The following is a 21,660-nucleotide window of genomic DNA, read 5'->3' as shown; positions in this document are numbered from 1 at the left end:
AATTTTAAAATATTTACAGTTTGTCAAAAGAGATATACACCATCTTATGAATTACTTAAAAAAGAAATGGATAAGTCAGGCGATAAAATTTTCTCAAATAATGATTAATTATATCATTTCAAGTAAAAATCCTAATTCAAATTGGAGAAGCGAATTTTTAACCTCTGGCGGTGGCGTTTGGTTAGATATGGGATATCATGTTGTTGATATTATAAATTATTTATTGAATGGTGAGAAGATTACTATTAATTATGCAAAATTAATAAACTCATCAGAAGGAGAATATAACGTTGATGATATTGCTTTTGCTGAGTTTGAATGTGCTGGGGTAACTATTTTTGCCAATATTTCATGTGTAGGAATGGAAAAAACTGAAGATATTATTGCCTATGGGAGAAATAGAATATTTCATGCCAATAAAGAAGGTGTCACTATTAAAAATAAAAAACAAAAGGTAATTAATTTTTATAAATCAGAACCAATATCACCTTTTATCAGGATGTATCAAAGTTTTTCTTTTTGATGGTGGTGAGGCAGGTTTTGAAAAAAATTTAAATAATTCAATATCTATAATGCATGTTTTAGAACAAGCAGTAAAAAAAAAGTAATTTTAATAGAACTATATAAATGAGATATCTAACTATGAATTCAAATTACTCTAAATTCTTACATCCCCAAATTTTCTGATGAAATAAAAGAGAGTGTGCAAAACCAACTTATTGAGGATATCTCCATTTATGATAATGGTGGTATTTATGAACGGGTTGAAAATGAGTTCAAAAGAAAATTTAATGTAGAAAATGCTGTTGCAGTAAATTCTGGAACAACAGCTCTATTTTCTATGTTCTACGGTGCTGGAATTACTCATGGTGATGAAGTTATTGTTCCTAGTTATACTTTTTTTTGCAACTTGTGCGCCCCTTCATCAACTGGGAGCAGAATTGAAATTTGCTGATTGTGGAGATAATGGCAATGTTGATCCTAAGGCTGTAGAAGTTTTAATTACTAGTAAGACAAAAGCTGTAGTGATAACCCATATGTGGGGTATTCCATGTGATATGGATGAGCTTATAGATATTTGCAAACGCAATAGTTTGCTTCTTCTGGAAGATAGTTCACATGCACATGGTGCAATGTGGGACGACAAGATAATTGGTAGCTTTTCTGATGGTTCGGCATGGAGTTTTCAAGGTAAGAAGATCCTGACTTCTGGTGAAGGTGGTTTTTTCGCAACTAAACATCGCAGAATATATGAGAGAGCTATCCTAATTGGGCATTTTAATAAACGTGCAAAAAAAGAAGTTCATAATGAGGATTTAAAAGATTTTGCTATTACTGGTACTGGGTTGAATTTACGAATGCACCCATTAGGAGCGGCCATTGTTATGCCTCAAATGGCTCACTTTGAACAAATAATGGAAGAAAAGCGAGAAACGGCAATGTTAATGAAAAAAGGTATTGAGTCTATCAATGGCTTAAAAATAGTCCGTATTCCTGACAAAGCTAATCCTGCTTGGTACGCATTACCTATCATATTTGATAAAACTCAATTTACAATTGAACTCCATGATTTTGTTAAAAAATTAAATGAATTTGGTGCTGTAGAGGCTGATATTCCGGGAACAACTTGCCCACTTAATAATTATTTTTTATTTCACTCTCCACAGAAGATATCTCAAAGTTATTGTAAAAAAGTACGCATTCAAAAATGTCATTTCGAGAATGCCATTAAATTTCATAATAGTATGTTCAAATTAGATGTTTGGTATGGTGAAGAACGCTACAATTTTATTGATAACTATTTATCCATTATTAGAACTGTTGCGGAGTTATATAAAAAATGATTGAGCCTTTAGTTCCTTATAACATATTAAATTCTTGGATAAATATGATCGTATCGTAGTTGGTGGTATCATTAAAGTTGATGACATAAACGATAAAGTACTTTTTCTAAAAACGTTCTCAGCATGAGTTTATGCCTAATGTTTGGGAAATACCTTCAGGTGGTATTGAAGAGGGAGAATCCATGCTTCAAGCACTTAAACGAGAAATAAAAGAAGAAACAAATCTAGATATTTTAGATGTTGAGAAATTTGTCAGTGCCGTTGATTATCTTGCCGGTGAAGCTAAATGCCTACAACTAAACTTTAATGTACGTTGTTCTGGGAATGTGAAACTAAGTGATGAACACTCTGAATTTATCTTTTCAAGATTAGATACTTTCTTGAGTAATTTAGATGAGTTTATGCTTAAGATAATTACATTAGGGTGAATACCGCTATTTTTAAAAGGCGGTAAGGTAAGTTTAAAGAGGTAAAACTTACCTTATCTAGAGGATAGAAAATGGTTAGTTGTCGGGTAAATTAGCTGAGCACACTTCACAATGTGGATTTTTAGGTAATTTGAACTCACGAAATTGCATTCGCATTGCATCAAACATCAATACTTTACCCTGTAAATTTTCACCGTAGCCAGTCAGTAATTTAATGGCTTCAACCGCTTGTAATGTACCAATAGTACCCACAACAGGTGCCATTATCCCTGCTTCAACACAACTTAAAGCGTTATCGCCAAAAAGATGGCTTAGGCAACGATAGCACGGTTCGTCATCTTGGTAAGTGAATACGCTGATTTGGCCTTCCATTCGAATAGCTGCACCCGATACAAGCGGTTTTTTCTGATGAAAGCAGAGGCGATTAAGTTGCTCACGTACTGTCACATTATCCGTACAGTCCATGACGATATTATGTTGACTAATCAGTTTATCTAAAGCCTGATCTTCAAGTAATGCATCAACGGTTTCTATCGTAACATGAGGATTAATTGCTTCTAATGTTGCTTTTGCAGAGAGGACTTTTGGTTGACCGATCGTGGTGTCGCGATGAAGGATTTGGCGCTGAAGATTAGAAAGGGAAACCGTATCAAAATCTAATAATGTGAGTTTTCCTACCCCTGCGGCTGTCAGATATTGCGAAGCGCTACATCCTAAGCCACCCGCACCAACAATGAGTACAGAGGCACTTTTCAGCGCCTCTTGACCATCAAAATCAAAACCTCTTAATACAATCTGGCGATTGTAGCGTAGCGTTTCTTCATCCGTTAATTCAATACTCATAAAAACTATTCACTTTTTAACAGAGAATTAAATAGCTCGATTGTGACCGTTTCACCCGCAGACACTTTACCACGTTCACGTTCTAAGACGATAAAACAGTTAGCGACACTAAAGGAGCTGTAAACGTGTGAACCTTGGTGACCTGAGGTGTCTACTTGCCATACACCTTCTGCATTAATACTGGCGATACCACGTTGAAAATCAAGACGACCTACTGATTTTTTCAATGATGATTGTGCAATGGCTTGGAAACGTTGCGGTGCTTTCCAATGGCTAAAGCCTGATAGACGTGCAATTAAAGGCTGAACTAATTGATAGAATGTCACGGTTGCTGAGACAGGATTGCCCGGTAAACCGCAGAACCATGCATGATGTAATCGACCAAAGGCAAACGGTTTTCCCGGTTTAATGGCAAGCTTCCAAAAACCAATCTCACCCATTTCATCAAGAATTTGTTTAGTGTAATCGGCTTCACCCACAGAAACCCCACCACTACTGATCACTAAGTCTGCTTCTTGATCAGCCTTTTTAAAGGTTTCACGTAGTTTTTCTGGTGAATCAGGAACAACACCTAAATCTAAAACGTCACATCCTAGTTTTTCAAGCATTAAACGTACCGCAAAGCGGTTGGTATCATAAATCTGACCGGCTTTTAATGGTTGTCCGATGGTTTGTAATTCATCACCTGTTGAGAAAACAGCCACTTTTAAACGGCGATAGACTTGTACTGTTGCGACGCCTAAAGACGCAATTAACGGTAATTGCGCTGTTGAAAGTTTAGTACCTGCGGGCAATACAATGTCGTTTTCTTTAATATCTTCACCAATACGGCGAATATTCTGGCCTTTCTTTGCTGGCTGTAAAAAACGAACCCCATGTTCAGTTACTTCAGCGTCTTCTTGCATAATCACGGTATCAACACCTGCAGGAACCATAGCTCCTGTCATAATGCGTACACATTGTCCCGCGGGGAGTTCTCCCTCAAAAGGAATACCCGCGAACGATTTACCGGCAATAGGCAGTGGAGTTTGAGCGTCTAAGTCAGCGTAACGTAGCCCGTAACCATCCATTGCCGAATTATCAAAAGGCGGAACATTCAGTGGCGATGTAATATCTTCACTTAGAATATAATCTGCAGCGTTATTTAATGGAATGTTAAGGGTATTCGTAATTGCCAGCGGTTTTTCAAGTAGTTTTTCTAGCGCTTCATCAAGAGATAATAAACCGCTAACGTGACATTGACTCATCATATACTCCAAGATCTATCGAAATGTTCTGTTTTATTTCATGATACTAATCTATCACGATGAACATCATCATGTCAGAGATCATCTTGTGAATAGAAAGAAATGAAACTTCTTATTGCAAAAATGTTAACTGATTGAGGTTAATGTGTTGCTTGTTCTGTTATTAATAAGCAGCATATTGAAAATGATAAAACAAAATAATGGATATCCATGAATACTTCAAATCACCCAAGTCATTCAGCACAAGCTTTTCATATCGCTTTTAGTGGGTTTCTTGCTTTAGTGGTTGCAATGGGAATAGGGCGCTTTACATTTACCCCACAAGTGCCGTTGATGATTGCAGAACATCAATTAACGCTGACAACGGCGGGAATTGTGGCTGCATTTAATTACCTTGGTTATCTTGCTGGCTCTTATGATGCGATGAAAGCTGTTAAAGGTGTGGGATATCGTTTGTGGGCGGGACTTTGGGGGGCGGTGATAATCACGCTGTTGTCTGCTTTTTTAAATGATGCATTTACACATAGCATTGCACGTTTTTTTATTGGTTGGGCAAGTGGTTGGACATTAGTACTGGTGGCTTCATGGGCAAATGAGTTACTTGCTCGCCTTAATCGACCTGCATTAAGTGTGGCCGTTTATGCAGGAACAGGCGTCGGTATCTTGATTAGCGGTATTCTTGCTGTATTCATTATGAAATGGCAAATGAGTGCGACAGCAGGGTGGTTAATTTATGGTTCTCTTGCTTTTATTTGTGCCATATATGTAAGTTATCATCTTCCAAAGCCTTGGACAATGAATAGGGAAGAAGTCAACGTTGCTCCTTTAACGCTTACGCCTGCGATGAAAAAGCTGATTTGGGGTTATACTTTTGCCGGATTTGGCTATATTTTACCCGCTACATTTCTTTCTCAAATGGCGGCAGAGCGGTTTCCGGGGAGCTTAATTGCGCAATTTGTTTGGCCTGTCTTTGGTGCTTCTGCGGCATTATGTATTGGGATTGCTATTTTAACACGTAATGTATTAAACACGCAGTTACGCTTAGCCATTACGCTTTGGTTACAAGCATTAGGTATTTTGATTGCAGAGTGGATCCCTACAATAACAGGGCTTGCGATTGGTGCTTTCTTAATTGGTGGCGGTCTTATGTGCGCTGTACAACTTGCTTTTTTACGAGGCAAAGAATTAGCCCCTGATCATGGGCGCTATATGGCGGGTTTACTCACCACTTTTTATGCTATCGGACAATTAGTTGGTCCTGTTATTTCTTCACTTTCAACAGCATTGACGGGAAAATTAGAACCCGCACTTTATGTGGCATTTATTGTGTTGATTATAGGCGGATTTTTAGTGTGCTTAAAAGAAAAAACGGATCAGTAAACTAAAAATAGCGCATACAAAAATGCAATAATCTCATAACGAAAAATGCGGTATTGCTGGATAATGTGATTGAGGTCATCTAAAGTGTAAGCTGTTGTTGCTAAGTGCGATAACAGTTACTTAATTAATGTGTTTATCGGAGAGTCCAATGTCATCATTAAGTAAAGAGGCGCAATGGGTGCATGCTGCGTTAGTTGAACGCGGTTTGGAAACGCCTCTTCGTGAACCTAAGCTCTCTCCAAGTGAGAGCAAACAGCAAATTGAACATCATATGACAGAAGTGATGAAGCTGTTAAATCTGGATTTAAGCGACGATAGTTTAGCTGAAACACCTCGCCGTATCGCTAAAATGTATGTTGATGAAATTTTCTCAGGGTTGGATTACCACAACTTCCCAAAAATCACGCTAATTGAAAATAAAATGCAAGTTGATGAAATGGTGACAGTGCGAGATATCACATTAACAAGTACTTGCGAACATCACTTTGTCACTATTGATGGTAAAGCGACTGTGGCTTATATCCCGAAAGATAAAGTAATTGGGTTATCTAAAATCAATCGTATTGTGCAATTCTTTGCTCAACGCCCCCAAGTACAAGAACGCTTAACACAGCAAATTCTGATTGCATTACAAACGTTACTAGGTACAAAAAATGTGGCTGTTTCTATTGATGCCGTTCACTATTGTGTTAAAGCGCGTGGCATTCGTGATGCAACGAGTGCTACCACAACAACATCGTTAGGTGGGTTATTTAAATCGAGTCAAAATACGCGTCAGGAGTTTTTGCGCGCTGTTCGTCATCTTTGAGATTTTAAATAAACATGAATGAATCGTCTCATCAACGTATCGAAGCACTTGATGCGTTGAGAGGAATGGCGATCCTTGGCATTCTATTACTCAATATTTCAGGTTTTGCATTATTAAGAGTGGCTTCATTTAACCCCTTACATTCGGGAGAAGCCTCTTTTGGTGAGCGTATAACATGGATGGCATTAAATCTGTTTGCTCAAGGGAAATTCCTCTTTATTTTTTGCGCTACTATTTGGTGGTACGCTTTATCTCCTTTTATATAAAGGAACTCGTTTTAATTTATCGCGACTCGTTGTGCTGGCATTGATTGGTGTTATTCACACATTATTTATTTGGGAAGGGGATATTTTATTTCCATATAGTATATGTGGTTTATTTGTTTTTGCGTTTATCAAATCAATAGCGACAAAGCGTCAATTTATATTGGGAGCAATACTCTATTTTTGTGGTGCACTTATTTTAGGTGCGTTGTTTTTACTATTATCGGGATTTTATTGATACCGTTTGGTATAGCACCCCATACTCTCAATTGGCTGAATCAGATTGGAAAACAGGCCCTTATTTAAACAGTGTTTACTATCGTTTGAATGAGCTAAGTCTTTTTGTATTTAATTTAGTACGTCAATACAGTTGGTTTTTGTTTGGTGCGATGCTGATGGGCTCTGCATTAATGGCATCAGGTTGGTTGCAACAGAAATTTAGTCGTGCCCATTATGGCTATGTGGCACTTTATTTCCTCACAATTAGTTTAAGCTTTCAAGCAATCATTGTGCTGGTGGATTATTACCTTGATTGGGATTACCGATGGGCGGCTATTTGGGCTCAACCTTTAACTATGCTGATCCAAGTGATGCAAAGTTTGGGGTATATTGCGCTGTTTTATTGGAGTTGGAATATTATTCAACACTCTTATTTTGCTTATGCTTTACGTTGTGTTGGCAAAATGGCGTTAACGACCTATTTAATGCAAAGTCTTATCGGTATTTATTTATTTCAGCGCATGGGGCTATTTAATCAATTTACTTTACCAGAACTGATGCCTTTTGTTGCCATCATTTGGGCAATCAATATTGCTTTTGCTGTGATCTGGTTACGTTATTTTCCACAAGGACCAATAGAGTGGATCTGGCGTAAATCAGCCTCGAAATTAGCGCAATTTTTTTAGGTTTTTTCATGATTATTTTCATTCAGAGGAAGCGATTCGACTTCCTCGGGTGAAACCGCAGGGTAACCTTTAATACCTTCAGGTATAGATTGTATTGCGGGAATAGTTTCGGGGGGGCCTAAGAATCGAGGTTCGCGTTTTAGAATATACACATCAATCATTGCACCAACTCTTGCGAAGACTTCGCGTACACGTACCTTAAACATGCTTTTAGGTGATGCAACCGCAAAACATTGTGCATCAATACCTTTTTCTAATGCGATAAAAACCGCACGTTCACAGTGAAAACGCTGGGTAATAATGGTAAATCCATCTGTACCAAATACCTCTTTTGTTCGAACTACGGAATCAAGTGTTCTGAAGCCTGCAAAATCCATCACAATACGAGAGGCAGGAATACCTGCTTTAATGAGATCTTTACGCATCGTATTTGGCTCATTATAGCTATGCTTTGCATTATCACCACTGAGTAATAAATACTGAATTTTGCCACTATTATAAGCATTAACAGCACCTTGGATGCGGTATTGATAAAACTGATTTATATAGCCACTGGTATAGTACTTTGATGTACCCAACACCATACCCACTTTTTTAGCAGGTAATGTATCCACATCTTCAAAGATATAAGGATGAGTTTTCCAGCCGATCCATCGATCGCAAGCAATCAAGGTGATTGCAAGTAGAATAAAAAAGTGTAAGAAAGAGATAAATGAGGCGTTTTAGCATGCCCTTGCCTTAATGACGCAAATAATAAATGACTTTCATAATACTTAAGGCTACTTGAGCCGAGATAGGGAAGCAAGAAAAAAGCGCCTCATATTAAGTAATGACGCGCTTTTCAGAATGGTACTTAGTGTTTAAAAGACTTAGAACGAGGTTCTTTTATAAATACGGTACTCTGGTGACCAATAGTTACGTTCAATAGCTTCTTCTAATGCTGAATCAGAAGTCACCGTTGCGACACCTTGTACTTGTGCTTCTTTTGCAACTTGTTTTGCGATATAACGAGAAACTTGTTGAATATCAGCCAGTAAAGGTAGCAGAGAACCATCACCTTCTTTTGCCATTGGTGAGCAATCGGCTAATGCGCGACTTGCTACCATTAACATGGCATCAGTAACACGTTTTGCACCACAGGCAATGACACCTAATCCAATACCAGGGAAGATATAAGAGTTGTTGCATTGTGCAATTGGATACTCTTTATCTTTATATTTAACTGGCGCGAATGGGCTCCCTGTTGCGACTAAAGCTTGGCCATCCGTCCAGTTGATAATGTCCTCAGGACGTGCTTCTACACGGGATGTTGGGTTAGATAATGGCATTACGATAGGACGTTCACAGTGTTTGTGCATTTCACGAATAATTTCTTCAGTGAATAAACCCGCTTGTCCTGAAACACCAATCAAAATCGTTGGTTTTGCATTCTTAACCACTTCTAACAGTGAAATCGCATCGCTTCCGGTTTCCCAATCAGCAATAGTTTCGCTTTTTTGAATAAGTTTACTTTGGAAATCAAGTAAATTTGGCAGTTTGTCTGTCAATAAGCCGAAACGGTCAACCATAAAGATACGTTCACGCGCTTGTTCATCACTTAAACCTTCAGATTTCATTTGGGCAATGATTTGCTCAGCAATACCACAACCCGCAGAACCTGCGCCTAAGAACGTGACAGTTTGGTCTTTTAATTGGCGACCAGCAGCACGACTTGCTGCAATTAGGCTACCTAAAGTGACCGACGCTGTACCTTGAATATCATCATTAAAACAACATAATTCGTCACGATAACGGTTTAATAAAGGCATCGCATTTTTTTGTGCGAAATCTTCAAATTGGAGTAAAACATTTGGCCAGCGACGCTTAACAGCTTGGATAAACTCATCAACAAACTCGTTATACTCATCACCTGTAATACGAGGATGACGCCATCCCATATACAGTGGATCGTTTAAACGTTGTGGGTTGTTAGTACCAACATCAAGTACAACCGGCAATGTGTACGCTGGGCTAATACCACCACATGCGGTATATAAAGAGAGTTTTCCGATAGGGATCCCCATACCTCCGATGCCCTGGTCACCTAAACCAAGAATACGTTCGCCATCAGTTACAACAATGACTTTTACGTTCTGTTTAGTGGCGTTTTGTAGCATATCGTCGATATTGGCACGGTTAGGGTAAGAGATAAATAAACCGCGAGCACGGCGATAAATATCAGAGAAGTGTTCACACGCTTCACCCACTGTTGGTGTGTAAATGATAGGCATCATTTCAGTGAGGTGAGATTCCAATAGACGGTAAAACAGGGTTTCATTGGTATCTTGGATATTTCGTAGGTAAATATGTTTATCGTTATCGTTTTTGAAATCAAGATATTGGCGATAAGCGCGTTCAACCTGCTCTTCGATGGTTTCAACAGCTTCAGGCAGTAAACCATGTAAGTTAAAGGTGCTGCGTTCTTCTTCGCTGAAAGCACTACCTTTATTTAACAGGGGAAATTCAAGCAGGATTGGACCTGCATACGGGATGTAGAGAGGGCGTTTACTTTCGTGTTCCAGTTCCATGAAAAATACTCTTGTAAGGCAGTTAGTCACATGACAATTGTAGATCCTACAAAATAATAAAAATATGTACAGCTTATGTTATTTTTTTATGATTTTTATGCTTAGAAATGAGAGATAGATACAGTTGTTACAACTTTTTCTGGTAAGCATCAGCAAAATTTACATGCTGATGCTTTTTTAGGAGCGATTTTTAGAGGAATAAGTTAAAACTTTTTACAAAGTGATGCGTTGCATTTGGCGACAACCTAAAGCTGTTAATGTTGCTTGTGTTGCATCCCACTGTGTTAAAACCGCCTCTGCTTTTTCCATTAAAACAGCAGATTCAATATCCATCACACTCTCACCTGCCATATTTAATAAAATTAATGCTGCTTGTAATGGCGGTAAACTTGGATTAAATGCGGCATTTTCAGCGTAACTACCTTGGAAAATTTTGCCATTTTTCATTTGAACAGCAATACCACTGTGCGAACCACTATAAGGAGCATGGCTACGGTTAGTTGCTTGTAGTGCCTGTTGTGCTAATTCACTTGGGTTATCAATTTTATAACCGTGATTAACATTATCCATCAATAGTGATGTGATGTTGAGATCTTTCGGACCAAAGCTATCAGGTAAATAATCACCCAATGTTGCCATTTTTCTACCCGGTAACTGAATTTGAATGTGGGTGCCGCTGTTCAATTCGTTCATAAACTGGCGACAATGACCACAAGGTGTATAGTTAACGGTAACGGAGATCAAGCGAGATTCACCTTGTAACCACGCATGAGTTACAGCGCTTTGTTCAGCGTGAACAGTTTGTTGTAGTGGGGCACCTGAAAATTCCATGTTGGCACCAAAGTAGAGATTACCACTTTCACCACGAGCAATAGCACCAACATTAAAATGAGATATCGGTGTCACTGCACAAGCAGCCGCGACGGGTAAAAGTGCGAGGGCTAAGGCATCATCATTACATTGTAACTGTGTTTTTATGGCATTGACTTGTTCTGCCGTGAACATTGCTGGAAATTCATCCTGCTCAAGATAAGGAACAAGTGCTTGTTGTAACTGAGGGGATAAATCTGACCAAACTGCCTGAAAACGCGTATGCATACATGAGTCTCCCATTAATCTTTCTGTATTATAAGATTCTAGGCATTTTTACTCATTCTTATATGTGATGAAAATCATATTTTCAATGAAACAATTGCAACAAATTCATTAATTGGGAGATGTATCTCAAATTTATAGTAAAATCCCCGAAATAAATTTAATAAAATCGGGGATTTAAGAATGAGAGAGTAAGAAATAGATTAACTATAAAGGTGCAAAATAATAGGAAAGATAAATGGTGCGGTAAGGGAAGTAATAATCCCGCATGTCATTAATGCCAATGAACTATACGCACCTTCAATATAATCGACTTCTGCCGCTCTTGCGGTTCCTACTGCGTGAGAAACCGTACCCATAGCTAAACCACGAGAAGCATGAGTAGGAATTCGTAATATCTTAAATAACGAATGACCAAAAATAGCCCCTAAAATACCCACGGCAATAACACATGCTGCACTGATGGCAGGAATACCACCAATAGAATCTGCGACGGCCATTGCAATCGGTGTTGTCACTGATTTGGGTAAGATTGATGCGGCAATTTCAGGTGTTGCACCAGCCCAGAATGCAATAGCTGTTCCACTGACCATCGCCGCAATACTACCTATAAAGCAAATACTAATTAATGATTTCCACTGTGCGCGAATTTGGTGTAATTGCTGATAAAGCGGTATAGCTAAAGCAACAACAGCAGGTTGTAGTAAGTCATTTAAAATACGACTACCTGCAAAATAATTCTCATAAGGTATTTTAGTTATTAATAAAATAGGAATAATCACCACAATAGCAATTAAAAGCGGATTTAAAATAGGCAATTTAAATCGGGTTGCAAGCTTTCGGGCTAAGTAAAAAATAAAAATACTTAAAGGTAGTGACCACCAAATATTCATCAATATGGCTAACATTTTTTCTTCTCACTTAACGCTTTATCGTCGTCTTTCTCTTTTGTTTCAACAATATCTTCAACTTGGTCTGGTTTTGAACCTACGATAATGCGCTCACGATGAACGTAGTGTGAGCAATATGCAACGAGTGCCATAACACCAAAGGTACTCACGACGCAGGCTAAAACGATAGGAAAAAGTTGCTGACTTAATAAATCATAATAGTTCATTACACCAACACCGATAGGGATAAAGAGTAATGACATATTTTTTAAGAGGATATTGGCGCCGGGTTTAACCCAACGTAAAGGGATAAGCTGGAAAGCAAGTAGACCAAAAAGGATCAGTAAGCCAACAATACTGCCTGGAACCGCGAAGGGTAGAAGGGCTGAAATAAGATTACCCGCAAAGAGACAAAGATAAAGTACTAAAAAAGATCGTAGATAATGCCAAAGTGTAATCTGCAATCGTGCCCGTTTAGATTTCATAATTAAGTGTCCCAAATCAACTAACAGAATTATCATACACCGATTTTGAAAGTGTGCTATGGATCACAATAAAAAAAGAGCGGGGCTCTAATAGAACCCCGCCATTCATTTGCTTGGTAAATGAATCTTGGTTGTTATTTCACTTGTTGACCCGGTTTTGCACCAGAATCTGGGCTGAGTAAGAAGATATCTTTATCACCAGGGCCAGCGGCCATTACCATGCCTTCTGAAATACCAAAACGCATTTTACGGGGTGCTAAGTTTGCCACCATCACCGTTAAGCGACCTTCTAACACTTTAGGATCTGGGTATGCACTACGAATACCTGAGAATACTTGGCGAGTTTCGCCACCTAAATCCAAAATTAATTTCAGCAGTTTGTCTGAGCCTTCAACAAAATCAGCTTGTTTAATTTCAGCGATACGCATATCAATTTTAGCAAAATCGTCAAACTTAATGGTTTCTTGAATCGGTGAATCTGCTAATGGACCCGTGATTTCTTTTACCGGTGCAATGGTGCTTTTTGATGCTTCAACCATCGCGTTGGCTTTATCCATTTCAATGCGATTAAACAACGCTTTGAATTTAGTGATCTCATGACCTAATAGCGGTTGTTCAAGAGCATCCCATGTTAGTTGGGTTTGTAAAAAGGTTTCTGAACGCGCTGTCAGTGAAGGTAATACAGGTTTCAGATAGGTCATCAGCACGCGGAATAGATTAATTCCCATGGTGCAAATGGCTTGTAACTGAGCGTCTTGTCCTTCTTGTTTTGCCACTACCCACGGCGCTTTTTCGTCAATATAGCGGTTAGCTTCATCAGCTAATGCCATAATTTCACGAATAGCTTTACCAAATTCACGATTTTCAAATGATTGTGCGATAGTTTCTTTCATATCAACAAAGTGTTGATAAAGCTTAGCATCATCTAAAGTATCTGCTAGTTTTCCATTGAAACGCTTGCTAATAAAACCCGCTGTACGTGAGGCAAGGTTAACGACTTTATTTACAATGTCACTGTTAACACGTTGGACGAAGTCTTCTAAGTTTAAGTCAATATCGTCAATGCGTGATGAAAGTTTTGCTGCATAATAATAACGTAGACAATCAGCATCAAAATGATCAAGATAAGCGCGCGCAGTAATAAAGGTGCCACGAGATTTTGACATTTTTGCGCCATTTACAGTGACATAACCGTGAACAAACAGATTTGTTGGTTTGCGATATTCGCTACCTTCTAACATTGCAGGCCAAAATAAGCTGTGGAAATAGACGATATCTTTACCAATAAAGTGATAAAGCTCAGTTTTACTGTCTTTATTCCAGAACTCATCAAAACTTAAATCACCACGTTTTTCACATAAGTTTAAGAAAGAGCTCATGTAGCCGATGGGTGCATCTAGCCATACATAGAAATATTTACCCGGAGCATCAGGGATTTCAAATCCAAAATAAGGTGCGTCACGAGTGATATCCCACTGTTGTAAACCGCTATCGAACCACTCTTGCATTTTATTCGCCACTTGCTCTTGCAGAGCACCTGAGCGGATCCACGCTTGTAACATGTTGCTAAATGCAGGTAAGTCGAAGAAATAGTGTTCAGTTTCACGCATAACAGGCGTTGAACCTGATATCACTGAGCGGGGATCAATTAATTCTGTTGGGCTGTACGTTGAGCCACAAACCTCACAGTTATCACCATATTGGTCTTGTGCTTTACATTTAGGACAAGTGCCTTTTACAAAACGGTCAGGCAAAAACATGCCTTTTTCTTCATCATAAAGCTGAGAAATCGTTTTGCTTTTGATGTGACCATTTTTTTTCAATGCAAGATAAATTTTAGTTGATAATTGGCGACTTTCTTCACTGTGTGTAGAGTGATAATTGTCGTAACTAATATTAAAACCTGCAAAATCCTGCTGATGCTCTTTGCTCATTTCTTCAATCATGGCTTCTGGTGTAATACCCAGTTGTTGAGCTTTCAGCATAATTGGTGTGCCGTGAGCATCATCAGCGCAGATAAAATGAACTTCTTTGCCGCGCATTCGTTGATAACGGACCCAGATATCTGCCTGAATGTGCTCAAGGATATGACCGAGATGAATTGAACCGTTAGCATAAGGTAACGCGCAGGTTACCAATAATTTATTCGCGACGTGAGACATAGTAAGGATCTTACTTCCATAAAATTAATAAAAGGGACTTTGATGTTAACCGATCCGTCATGATGTCGCTAGGGCAATAATTGAGTTTTTGCAAGAGAAATTTCAGTTGGCAAATTGAGGTAAGGCATTATCGTAGTCATCTACTATCTGATATGATAGATGTACTCATATATTTAATAAATAATGAAAACGAGAGGAGCCGGGATGAGTGATAAATCCCCCGAGCAGACCACCCCTGAGATTCTGAACGAAAAAGTTTCAGGTGTCTTGTCTACTTTTGAACACCCAACATTGAAACGTAACCTGCTTTCTCTAAAAGCATTACATCAATGCGCGATGATTGACGATGTTCTTCATATCGAGTTAGTGATGCCGTTTGTTTGGAAAAAGCCTTTCCAAGTCCTAATCGAAGAAAAAACAGCTGAACTTCGTAATATCACAGGCGCAAAAGCCATTGAATGGAAACTCAAGCACAATATTTCAACCTTACGTCGCGCAAATGATCTGCCTGGCGTTAATGGTGTACGTAATATTCTTGCTGTGAGTTCTGGCAAAGGTGGCGTTGGTAAATCAAGTACAGCCGTTAATCTTGCATTAGCCCTTGCACAAGAAGGTGCTAAAGTCGGTATTCTTGATGCTGATATTTATGGACCGTCTATTCCTAATATGTTGGGTACCACAATGGAACGTCCAACGTCTCCTGATGGGCAACATATGGCGCCGATTATGGCTTATGGTTTAGCGTCTAACTCTATCGGTTATTTAGTCACAGATGATAATGCCATGGTATGGCGTGGTCCTATGGCGAGCAAAGCATTAATGCAAATGCTCCAAGATACGCTGTGGCCTGATTTGGATTATCTGGTCATCGATATGCCACCGGGAACCGGTGATATCCAATTAACCTTATCTCAAAATATCCCTGTGACGGCTGCGGTTGTGGTCACAACACCACAAGATATCGCGCTGGTGGATGCGATGAAAGGGATCGTCATGTTTAAGAAAGTCAATGTGCCTGTATTAGGTATTATTGAAAACATGAGCGCACATATTTGTAGTAACTGTGGTCACCTTGAACCTATCTTCGGTACTGGTGGTGCAGCTAAATTGGCAGAGAAGTATCATTGTCAATTATTAGGCCAAGTTCCTCTTCATATCTCTTTACGTGAAGATTTAGACCGCGGGCAACCAACAGTAATGCGTGATCCAGAAGGCGAGTTTGCTGATATTTATCGTGAAATCGCGTCAACAGTGTCTGCTCAAATGTATTGGGATGGTGATGCAATTCCAACGGAAATTTCTTTCCGCGCAGTGTAATGACAGCAGAATAATAGGTTGAATTATTTGCTGATTTAAATGGAAAGCGATTTAGCTTTCCATTTTTTACATGCGATTTCCGACTGTTTTTGATAAAAAACCAATAGATTTCTGGTTTTACGCTGGAACCAGAAGGATTTCAAAACTATAATCTGCGCTAGCGTAATATTTACATATTATTACGTTATCCCTCTTTTTATTTCAAACCAGGTTTTTGATTATGGCTGACACAGCACATCAGTGCACAATTGTAGGTATCGCTGGAGCCTCTGCTTCGGGTAAAAGTCTTATTGCAAGTACACTTTACCGTGAATTAAGAGCACAAGTAGGTGATCATAATATCGGAGTGATACCAGAAGATTGTTATTATCGTGACCAAAGTGATTTAACGATGGAAGAACGATATAAGGTCAATTATGACCACCCAAATTCGATGGATCACGCACTCTTATATCAACATTTGTGTGAACTAAAAGCAGGAAAAACCATTGAACTCCCTCAATACGACTACGTTGCTCACACTCGCAAAGCAGAATCCATTCCTTTTCAACCTAAAAAAGTTATTATTATTGAAGGCATCTTATTATTAACAGATAAACGCCTGCGTGAAGAGATGGATTTCTCAATCTTTGTTGATACGCCATTAGATATTTGTTTAATGCGCAGAATTAAACGTGATGTGAATGAACGTGGACGTAGCTTAGACTCAGTCATTGAACAATATAATAAAACTGTTCGCCCTATGTTCTTCCAGTTTATTGAACCTTCAAAACAATATGCCGATATTATTGTGCCTAGAGGGGGTAAAAACCGCGTTGCGATTGATATTCTGAAAGCGAAAATTGGGCAGTTCTGCGAATAATAGGTTCATTTGTGGGCAGCTTTCATGCATGATGAAACTGCCTGTTTAACTTGAAGAAGGAAATAAAATGCGATTATGCGACCGTGATATTATTCAGTGGCTGGATGAAGGCAAGTTAGTCATTGAACCCCGCCCGCCCGTCGAGCGAATTAACGGCGCAACAGCAGATGTTTGTTTAGGAAATCAATTTCGTGTTTTCCAAGGTCATACTGCTGCTTATATTGATTTGAGTGGTCCTAAGGCTGAAGTGAATGCAGCTCTAGAACGTGTAATGAGTGATGAAATTGTTTTACCTGAAGGTGAAGCCTTTTTCTTACATCCCGGTGAATTGGCGTTAGCTGTGACACTTGAGTCAGTCACGTTACCTGATAATGTTGTTGGATGGTTAGATGGACGCTCCTCATTAGCCCGTTTAGGTTTAATGGTGCATGTTACTGCTCATCGTATTGATCCTGGCTGGCATGGACAAATCGTATTAGAATTTTTTAATTCAGGTAAACTTCCTCTTGCATTAAGACCGGGTATGGTTATTGGTGCATTAAGTTTTGAACCTATGTCTGGTTCTGCTGACAGACCTTATAATCGTCGTCAAGATGCAAAATATAAAAATCAACAAGGTGCAGTAGGTAGCCGGATTAGTGAAGATTAACTATCTTTATAATCATCATTATCATGTTCACTAAGCGGGTAATTATATGAAAAGGTTTTTGACAACACTGGCTATTTTGCTTGTGGTCATTTTAGCAGGCTTAACAGCGTTAGTTTTACTCATTAACCCGAATGATTTCCGTGGATACCTTGTTGAAAGGGTTGAAAAACAAAGCGGTTATAAACTCACATTACAAGATGATATGCGTTGGCATGTGTGGCCAAAGTTAAGCATTATCAGTGGTAAAATGTCATTGACAGCCCCTGGTGCTGAAATGCCTTTAATTACAGCCGATAATATGCGTCTTGATGTTGAATTATTACCGCTACTTTCTCATCAACTTGAAGTAAAAGAAGTTATGCTTAAAGGTGCCGTAGTTCGGCAAACACCTGAAAGTAAGGCTATCCCTAAAATCTCACCGCCTTCTGCTCCGCGAGATATTGCTCGCCCCGTTATCGAACCTAGAGCGAATAAGTGGCAGTTGAATATCGCCAAAGTAAAAATTTCAGACAGCTTAATTATTTGGCAAATGAAAAATGGTGAGCAGCTTAATTTACGTGATATTAATTTATCGTTAAAAACAGACGAGAAAAAACAAATTAGTCTTGAGATGAGCACGAAAGTGAATCGTGATCGTCGTGAGATCACGCTCAATGTTGCCGCTGATGCGGATATGAACCGCTATCCTTACCAAGTTACAGGTAATATCAAACAGTTAGATTACGCTTTATCTGGGGTCGGGATCCCTGAAAATGGGATTACAGGAAGTTTAACTTCAGATTTTACGATCCAAAATGAAGGTGTGAGAAAAGTGTCACTCGATAACTTAAATCTCACTGCTAATGATAGCCAATTGCAAGGTAATATTAGCGCAGAATTTGCGGATGTTACTCGTTATCAAGTTGATTTAAAAGGTGAACAATTAAATTTAAATACGTTGTTACCAGAGTTAGCCACGACTAAAACGGCTGAAACTGTATTATTGACGCCTAAAGAGAATAAAACGCCGTCAGCATTCTCATTATTTAATACAGCACATGCCGCACCCGCACCGAATGCCACTATTATGGCTAAACCTGTTATTACTTCAGCCACTGTTGAAAATAAAGAATATGATTTAACACATTGGAGTAATATTGAATTCACATTGAAATTAGCACTGAATAAGCTTCTTTATAAAGATTTAGAGATTAATAATTTTAAACTGGATGCTCTAAATAATCCTCATTCACTGAATATTCAAACTTTAACAGGCCAAGTCCTTCAAGGTGATTTTTCCCTTCCTACGGTTATTTCGACAAGCATTGTGCCAGCGCATATCAGCATGGATATCACAATGAATAATATTCCATTGCAGCCACTATTGCGTGTTTTTAATCAACCTGAAAATTTCAGTGGATTAATTTCAGCAAAAGGAAATTTAGAAGGAAAAGGGGTATAACCGAAATGCTTTTTATCATTATTGGCAAGGCAGTTAAATACATCTGTTTCCCAATTTAAAATGCAGGGATTAAATATACCACAGGTTATTCAGCAATCTGTCGCTCAAGCGACGGATAAAGTGATTTATCCTGAAGATATCGAAAGTTATACGCAAGCTGATAATGTGATTGCTCAATTTAAATTAGCACCAAAAGGGAAAGTAACAGTTAATTCACTTGATGCTCAAGCAGATGCCTATCAAATTAAAGGGCAGGGCAAAGTAGATCTTCAACGCCATGATCTTGATGTGATGTTATTTGTTAATATTAAAAAAGGTTGGGGTAAAGAAAATGAATTTATCCGACAATTGGCTAAAATTGAAATTCCATTAAGGCTCTATGGTAATTGGGATGCCATTCAGTATGAACTTAATATTGAAAAAATTATTGCGCGACCAATTACAGCAAAAAGCTAAGCAAGCTATCGATAATTGGTTAAATAAACAAGATGCTGATCGCCCAGAAGTGAAAGCACTTAATCAGCTATTAGAGAAAATTTAATTTTACAATTTTTAACTTCGTCACAGGCTTAATAAAAGCACACTATTTTGATAATCGTGTGCTTTTTGCTTTATATCTATCATTTAATTTATTTTTTGAATAAAAAGTAATCATTCGTACTATGTATATGTAAAAAAATAGTCGTTTTTTTTGATATATGTCATACACTGCAACGTTGCCTTTGGGCAGAGTGTGTCAATCGCACTAAACGCAACAATGATGATAAAAATAAAAAAACTTCATTTTGTAAATGACTACTTTAGACAGGATAAATAAATGATCGAAATTCTTATCGGCGCCTTCGTTGCTGTTGGTGTTGGGCGTTATATTGTAAAAGGTTATTCACCAACAGGTGTCTTAATGACGGGTGGTCTGTTATTACTGATCATCAGCGTTATTATGGGAAGAGCTGTTTTACCAGCAAGTGCTACTGCAACAGGTTATGGCTTAATCGACATTGTTGAGTATGTGAAAAATCTACTAATGAGCCGTGGTGGCGATTTAGGTATGATGATCATGATACTTTGTGGTTTTGCTTCTTATATGACACACATCGGTGCTAATGATGTTGTTGTTAAATTAGCATCACGTCCACTCAAAATGATTAATTCACCATATCTTCTGATGGTTGCGGCTTACATTGTTGCATGCTTGATGTCACTGGCTGTTTCATCAGCAACAGGTTTAGGTGTGTTATTAATGGCAACACTGTTCCCTGTTATGGTGAATATGGGAATTAGCCGAGGCGCTGCTGCTGCAATTTGTGCGTCTCCAGCTTCTATTATTTTAGCGCCAACATCGGGCGATGTGATTTTAGCCGCTGAAGCGTCTCAAATGCCGCTGATTGATTTCGCATTTAAAACTACATTACCTATTTCGATTGCTGCAATTATTGGTATGTGTATCGCTCACTTCTTCTGGCAGCGTTACCTTGACCGCAAAGAGCATATTGAAACAGAAATGTTAGACGTGAATGAGATCAAAACGCACGCCCCAAGTTTCTATGCGATTTTACCTTTTACACCCATTATCGGTGTTCTCGTTTTTGATGGTAAATGGTTACCAGAACTTCATATTGTTGCCATTATTATCATCTGCATGATTTTAGCGGCTATTATCGAATTTATTCGTAGTTTTAGCGCCAAACAAGTTTTTGAAGGTTTAGAAGTCGCCTACCGTGGTATGGCAGATGCATTTGCTCAAGTTGTTATGTTATTAGTCGCAGCTGGGGTATTTGCTCAGGGCTTGACAACCGTTGGCTTTATCAATGCGCTAATTGAAGGTGCTCAGTCATTAGGTTCGGGTGCGATTGTGATGATGATTGCTCTGGTATTAATCACCATGTTAGCGGCGATGACCACAGGCTCTGGTAACGCACCATTCTATGCATTTGTTGAATTAATTCCTCGTTTAGCAAGTAATATGGGCGTGAATCCAGCTTATTTAACTATTCCTATGTTACAAGCTTCGAACTTAGGTCGTACATTATCTCCGGTTTCTGGTGTTGTGGTTGCGGTCTCAGGAATGGCCAAAATTTCACCTTTCGAAGTAATGAAACGTGTTTCTGTACCTGTATTGGTCGGTCTTGTGATTGTGATTGTTGCGACTGAAATTCTAGTACCAAGTACTTTAGGTTAATTTTTATTGTATTGAATTAATCTAACATTATTGTTTTAAATTTTATCGACGGGCATTTTGTGATAAAGACAAAGCGTTTTTTAATTGGATAAAAATTAAAAAAAAACTACTAGATATAATCTCATAGCATCCATTAATAAATAAAAAATACTAATGTTTTTTTATTTTACATATTTTTAGAGTAATTAATTATATTTATATTTTTAGTTATCTATTATGCAATTAAATATCACTTTAAATATTCTTTTTATATTACAGCTTATGTTCAAATCTGGCTGTTTTTTATTTAATTAAT

The 21,660-nt window shown here is 38.4% G+C and carries 21 protein-coding genes and 1 pseudogene; 14 read left to right on the top strand and 8 right to left on the bottom strand.

The features are described from left to right. The 4 genes from BHE89_RS07730 to BHE89_RS07715 all read left to right on the top strand — a co-directional run. The coding region (locus BHE89_RS07730; protein WP_216080992.1) for a Gfo/Idh/MocA family protein at window positions 1-523 on the top strand (523 nt) is incomplete at its 5' end. A 180-nt stretch (window positions 524-703) separates the two neighbouring features. Continuing rightward, complete coding sequence (locus tag BHE89_RS07725; RefSeq protein WP_171742478.1) at window positions 704-955, top strand: DegT/DnrJ/EryC1/StrS family aminotransferase; 252 nt, start codon at window positions 704-706, stop codon at window positions 953-955. Further along, window positions 942-1,844, top strand: coding sequence for a DegT/DnrJ/EryC1/StrS family aminotransferase (locus BHE89_RS07720; protein ID WP_286145981.1), 903 nt, complete (start codon window positions 942-944; stop codon window positions 1,842-1,844). Before BHE89_RS07725 ends, BHE89_RS07720 begins: the two co-directional genes overlap by 14 nt. 131 nt (window positions 1,845-1,975) lie before the next feature. Further along, window positions 1,976-2,272: an NUDIX domain-containing protein gene (locus BHE89_RS07715; protein ID WP_128860383.1), complete on the top strand. Its 297-nt coding sequence runs from the start codon at window positions 1,976-1,978 to the stop codon at window positions 2,270-2,272. A 75-nt stretch (window positions 2,273-2,347) separates the two neighbouring features. Here the strand turns inward: BHE89_RS07715 and moeB are convergent, their stop codons facing one another. Together moeB and moeA are read right to left on the bottom strand one after the other, a co-directional pair. Continuing rightward, the gene (moeB, locus tag BHE89_RS07710) at window positions 2,348-3,115 is read right to left on the bottom strand and encodes a molybdopterin-synthase adenylyltransferase MoeB (RefSeq protein WP_069367540.1); all 768 of its coding nucleotides are present in this window, start codon (window positions 3,113-3,115) and stop codon (window positions 2,348-2,350) included. A 5-nt stretch (window positions 3,116-3,120) separates the two neighbouring features. Then, window positions 3,121-4,362 (bottom strand): molybdopterin molybdotransferase MoeA, encoded by a 1,242-nt coding sequence (gene moeA, locus BHE89_RS07705; protein ID WP_069367541.1) that lies wholly within the window; start codon window positions 4,360-4,362, stop codon window positions 3,121-3,123. 210 nt (window positions 4,363-4,572) lie between these two features. On the opposite strand from moeA, the gene BHE89_RS07700 reads away from it, so the two are divergent. The 4 genes from BHE89_RS07700 (at window position 4,573) to BHE89_RS25320 (ending at window position 7,718) form a co-directional block, all read left to right on the top strand. Then, the gene (locus BHE89_RS07700) at window positions 4,573-5,742 is read left to right on the top strand and encodes a YbfB/YjiJ family MFS transporter (RefSeq protein ID WP_069367542.1); all 1,170 of its coding nucleotides are present in this window, start codon (window positions 4,573-4,575) and stop codon (window positions 5,740-5,742) included. A gap of 148 nt (window positions 5,743-5,890) precedes the next feature. Beyond that, on the top strand, window positions 5,891-6,550 hold the full coding sequence (folE, locus tag BHE89_RS07695) for a GTP cyclohydrolase I FolE (protein WP_069367543.1): 660 nt from the start codon (window positions 5,891-5,893) through the stop codon (window positions 6,548-6,550). A 14-nt stretch (window positions 6,551-6,564) separates the two neighbouring features. Further along, a complete protein-coding gene (locus tag BHE89_RS25325) occupies window positions 6,565-6,816 on the top strand; it encodes a hypothetical protein (RefSeq protein WP_286145980.1) in 252 nt (83 codons plus the stop codon). Between the two features lie 200 nt (window positions 6,817-7,016). Next, window positions 7,017-7,718 (top strand): DUF418 domain-containing protein, encoded by a 702-nt coding sequence (locus BHE89_RS25320; protein ID WP_286145979.1) that lies wholly within the window; start codon window positions 7,017-7,019, stop codon window positions 7,716-7,718. Here BHE89_RS25320 and sanA read toward each other — a convergent pair. From sanA to metG, 6 genes and pseudogenes are all read right to left on the bottom strand, one after another. Further along, window positions 7,715-8,447 (bottom strand): annotated as a pseudogene (sanA, locus tag BHE89_RS07685) (outer membrane permeability protein SanA). The gene BHE89_RS25320 and the pseudogene sanA sit on opposite strands and share 4 nt — an antisense overlap. A 140-nt stretch (window positions 8,448-8,587) precedes the next feature. After that, complete coding sequence (locus BHE89_RS07680) at window positions 8,588-10,285, bottom strand: NAD-dependent malic enzyme (protein WP_023581254.1); 1,698 nt, start codon at window positions 10,283-10,285, stop codon at window positions 8,588-8,590. 213 nt (window positions 10,286-10,498) lie between these two features. Continuing rightward, on the bottom strand, window positions 10,499-11,383 hold the full coding sequence (cdd, locus tag BHE89_RS07675) for a cytidine deaminase (protein WP_069367546.1): 885 nt from the start codon (window positions 11,381-11,383) through the stop codon (window positions 10,499-10,501). Window positions 11,384-11,583: 200 nt separating this feature from the next. Next, window positions 11,584-12,279, bottom strand: a complete 696-nt coding sequence (locus tag BHE89_RS07670; RefSeq protein ID WP_069367558.1) for a CidB/LrgB family autolysis modulator — start codon at window positions 12,277-12,279, stop codon at window positions 11,584-11,586. A gap of 2 nt (window positions 12,280-12,281) precedes the next feature. Beyond that, window positions 12,282-12,755 carry a CidA/LrgA family protein gene (locus tag BHE89_RS07665; protein WP_036912149.1) on the bottom strand — a complete coding sequence of 158 codons (474 nt, stop codon included), beginning with the start codon at window positions 12,753-12,755 and terminating at the stop codon, window positions 12,282-12,284. 134 nt (window positions 12,756-12,889) lie between these two features. Then, window positions 12,890-14,917: a methionine--tRNA ligase gene (gene metG, locus BHE89_RS07660; protein WP_069367547.1), complete on the bottom strand. Its 2,028-nt coding sequence runs from the start codon at window positions 14,915-14,917 to the stop codon at window positions 12,890-12,892. Window positions 14,918-15,121: 204 nt separating this feature from the next. Between metG and apbC the strand changes: the two genes are divergently transcribed. The 6 genes from apbC to dcuC all read left to right on the top strand — a co-directional run bounded on the left by apbC (window position 15,122) and on the right by dcuC (window position 21,365). Then, complete coding sequence (apbC, locus tag BHE89_RS07655; RefSeq protein ID WP_036912151.1) at window positions 15,122-16,234, top strand: iron-sulfur cluster carrier protein ApbC; 1,113 nt, start codon at window positions 15,122-15,124, stop codon at window positions 16,232-16,234. Window positions 16,235-16,454: 220 nt separating this feature from the next. Next, window positions 16,455-17,096 (top strand): uridine kinase, encoded by a 642-nt coding sequence (udk, locus tag BHE89_RS07650; protein WP_023581260.1) that lies wholly within the window; start codon window positions 16,455-16,457, stop codon window positions 17,094-17,096. A gap of 67 nt (window positions 17,097-17,163) precedes the next feature. Further along, window positions 17,164-17,745 carry a dCTP deaminase gene (gene dcd, locus BHE89_RS07645; protein WP_006537532.1) on the top strand — a complete coding sequence of 194 codons (582 nt, stop codon included), beginning with the start codon at window positions 17,164-17,166 and terminating at the stop codon, window positions 17,743-17,745. A gap of 46 nt (window positions 17,746-17,791) precedes the next feature. Continuing rightward, window positions 17,792-19,186, top strand: a complete 1,395-nt coding sequence (gene asmA / locus BHE89_RS07640) for an outer membrane assembly protein AsmA (protein WP_286145977.1) — start codon at window positions 17,792-17,794, stop codon at window positions 19,184-19,186. 60 nt (window positions 19,187-19,246) lie between these two features. Further along, on the top strand, window positions 19,247-19,642 hold the full coding sequence (locus tag BHE89_RS25315; RefSeq protein WP_286145976.1) for a hypothetical protein: 396 nt from the start codon (window positions 19,247-19,249) through the stop codon (window positions 19,640-19,642). Between the two features lie 361 nt (window positions 19,643-20,003). Further along, window positions 20,004-21,365: an anaerobic C4-dicarboxylate transporter DcuC gene (dcuC, locus tag BHE89_RS07635; protein ID WP_069367549.1), complete on the top strand. Its 1,362-nt coding sequence runs from the start codon at window positions 20,004-20,006 to the stop codon at window positions 21,363-21,365. Window positions 21,366-21,660 lie beyond the last annotated feature (295 nt).

Source organism: Shigella sp. FC1967 (genome assembly GCF_001743005.1).
Classification (GTDB): domain Bacteria; phylum Pseudomonadota; class Gammaproteobacteria; order Enterobacterales; family Enterobacteriaceae; genus Proteus.
The sequence above is the reverse complement of the archived record's forward strand: the minus strand, read 5'-3'. Positions and strand labels throughout refer to the sequence as shown.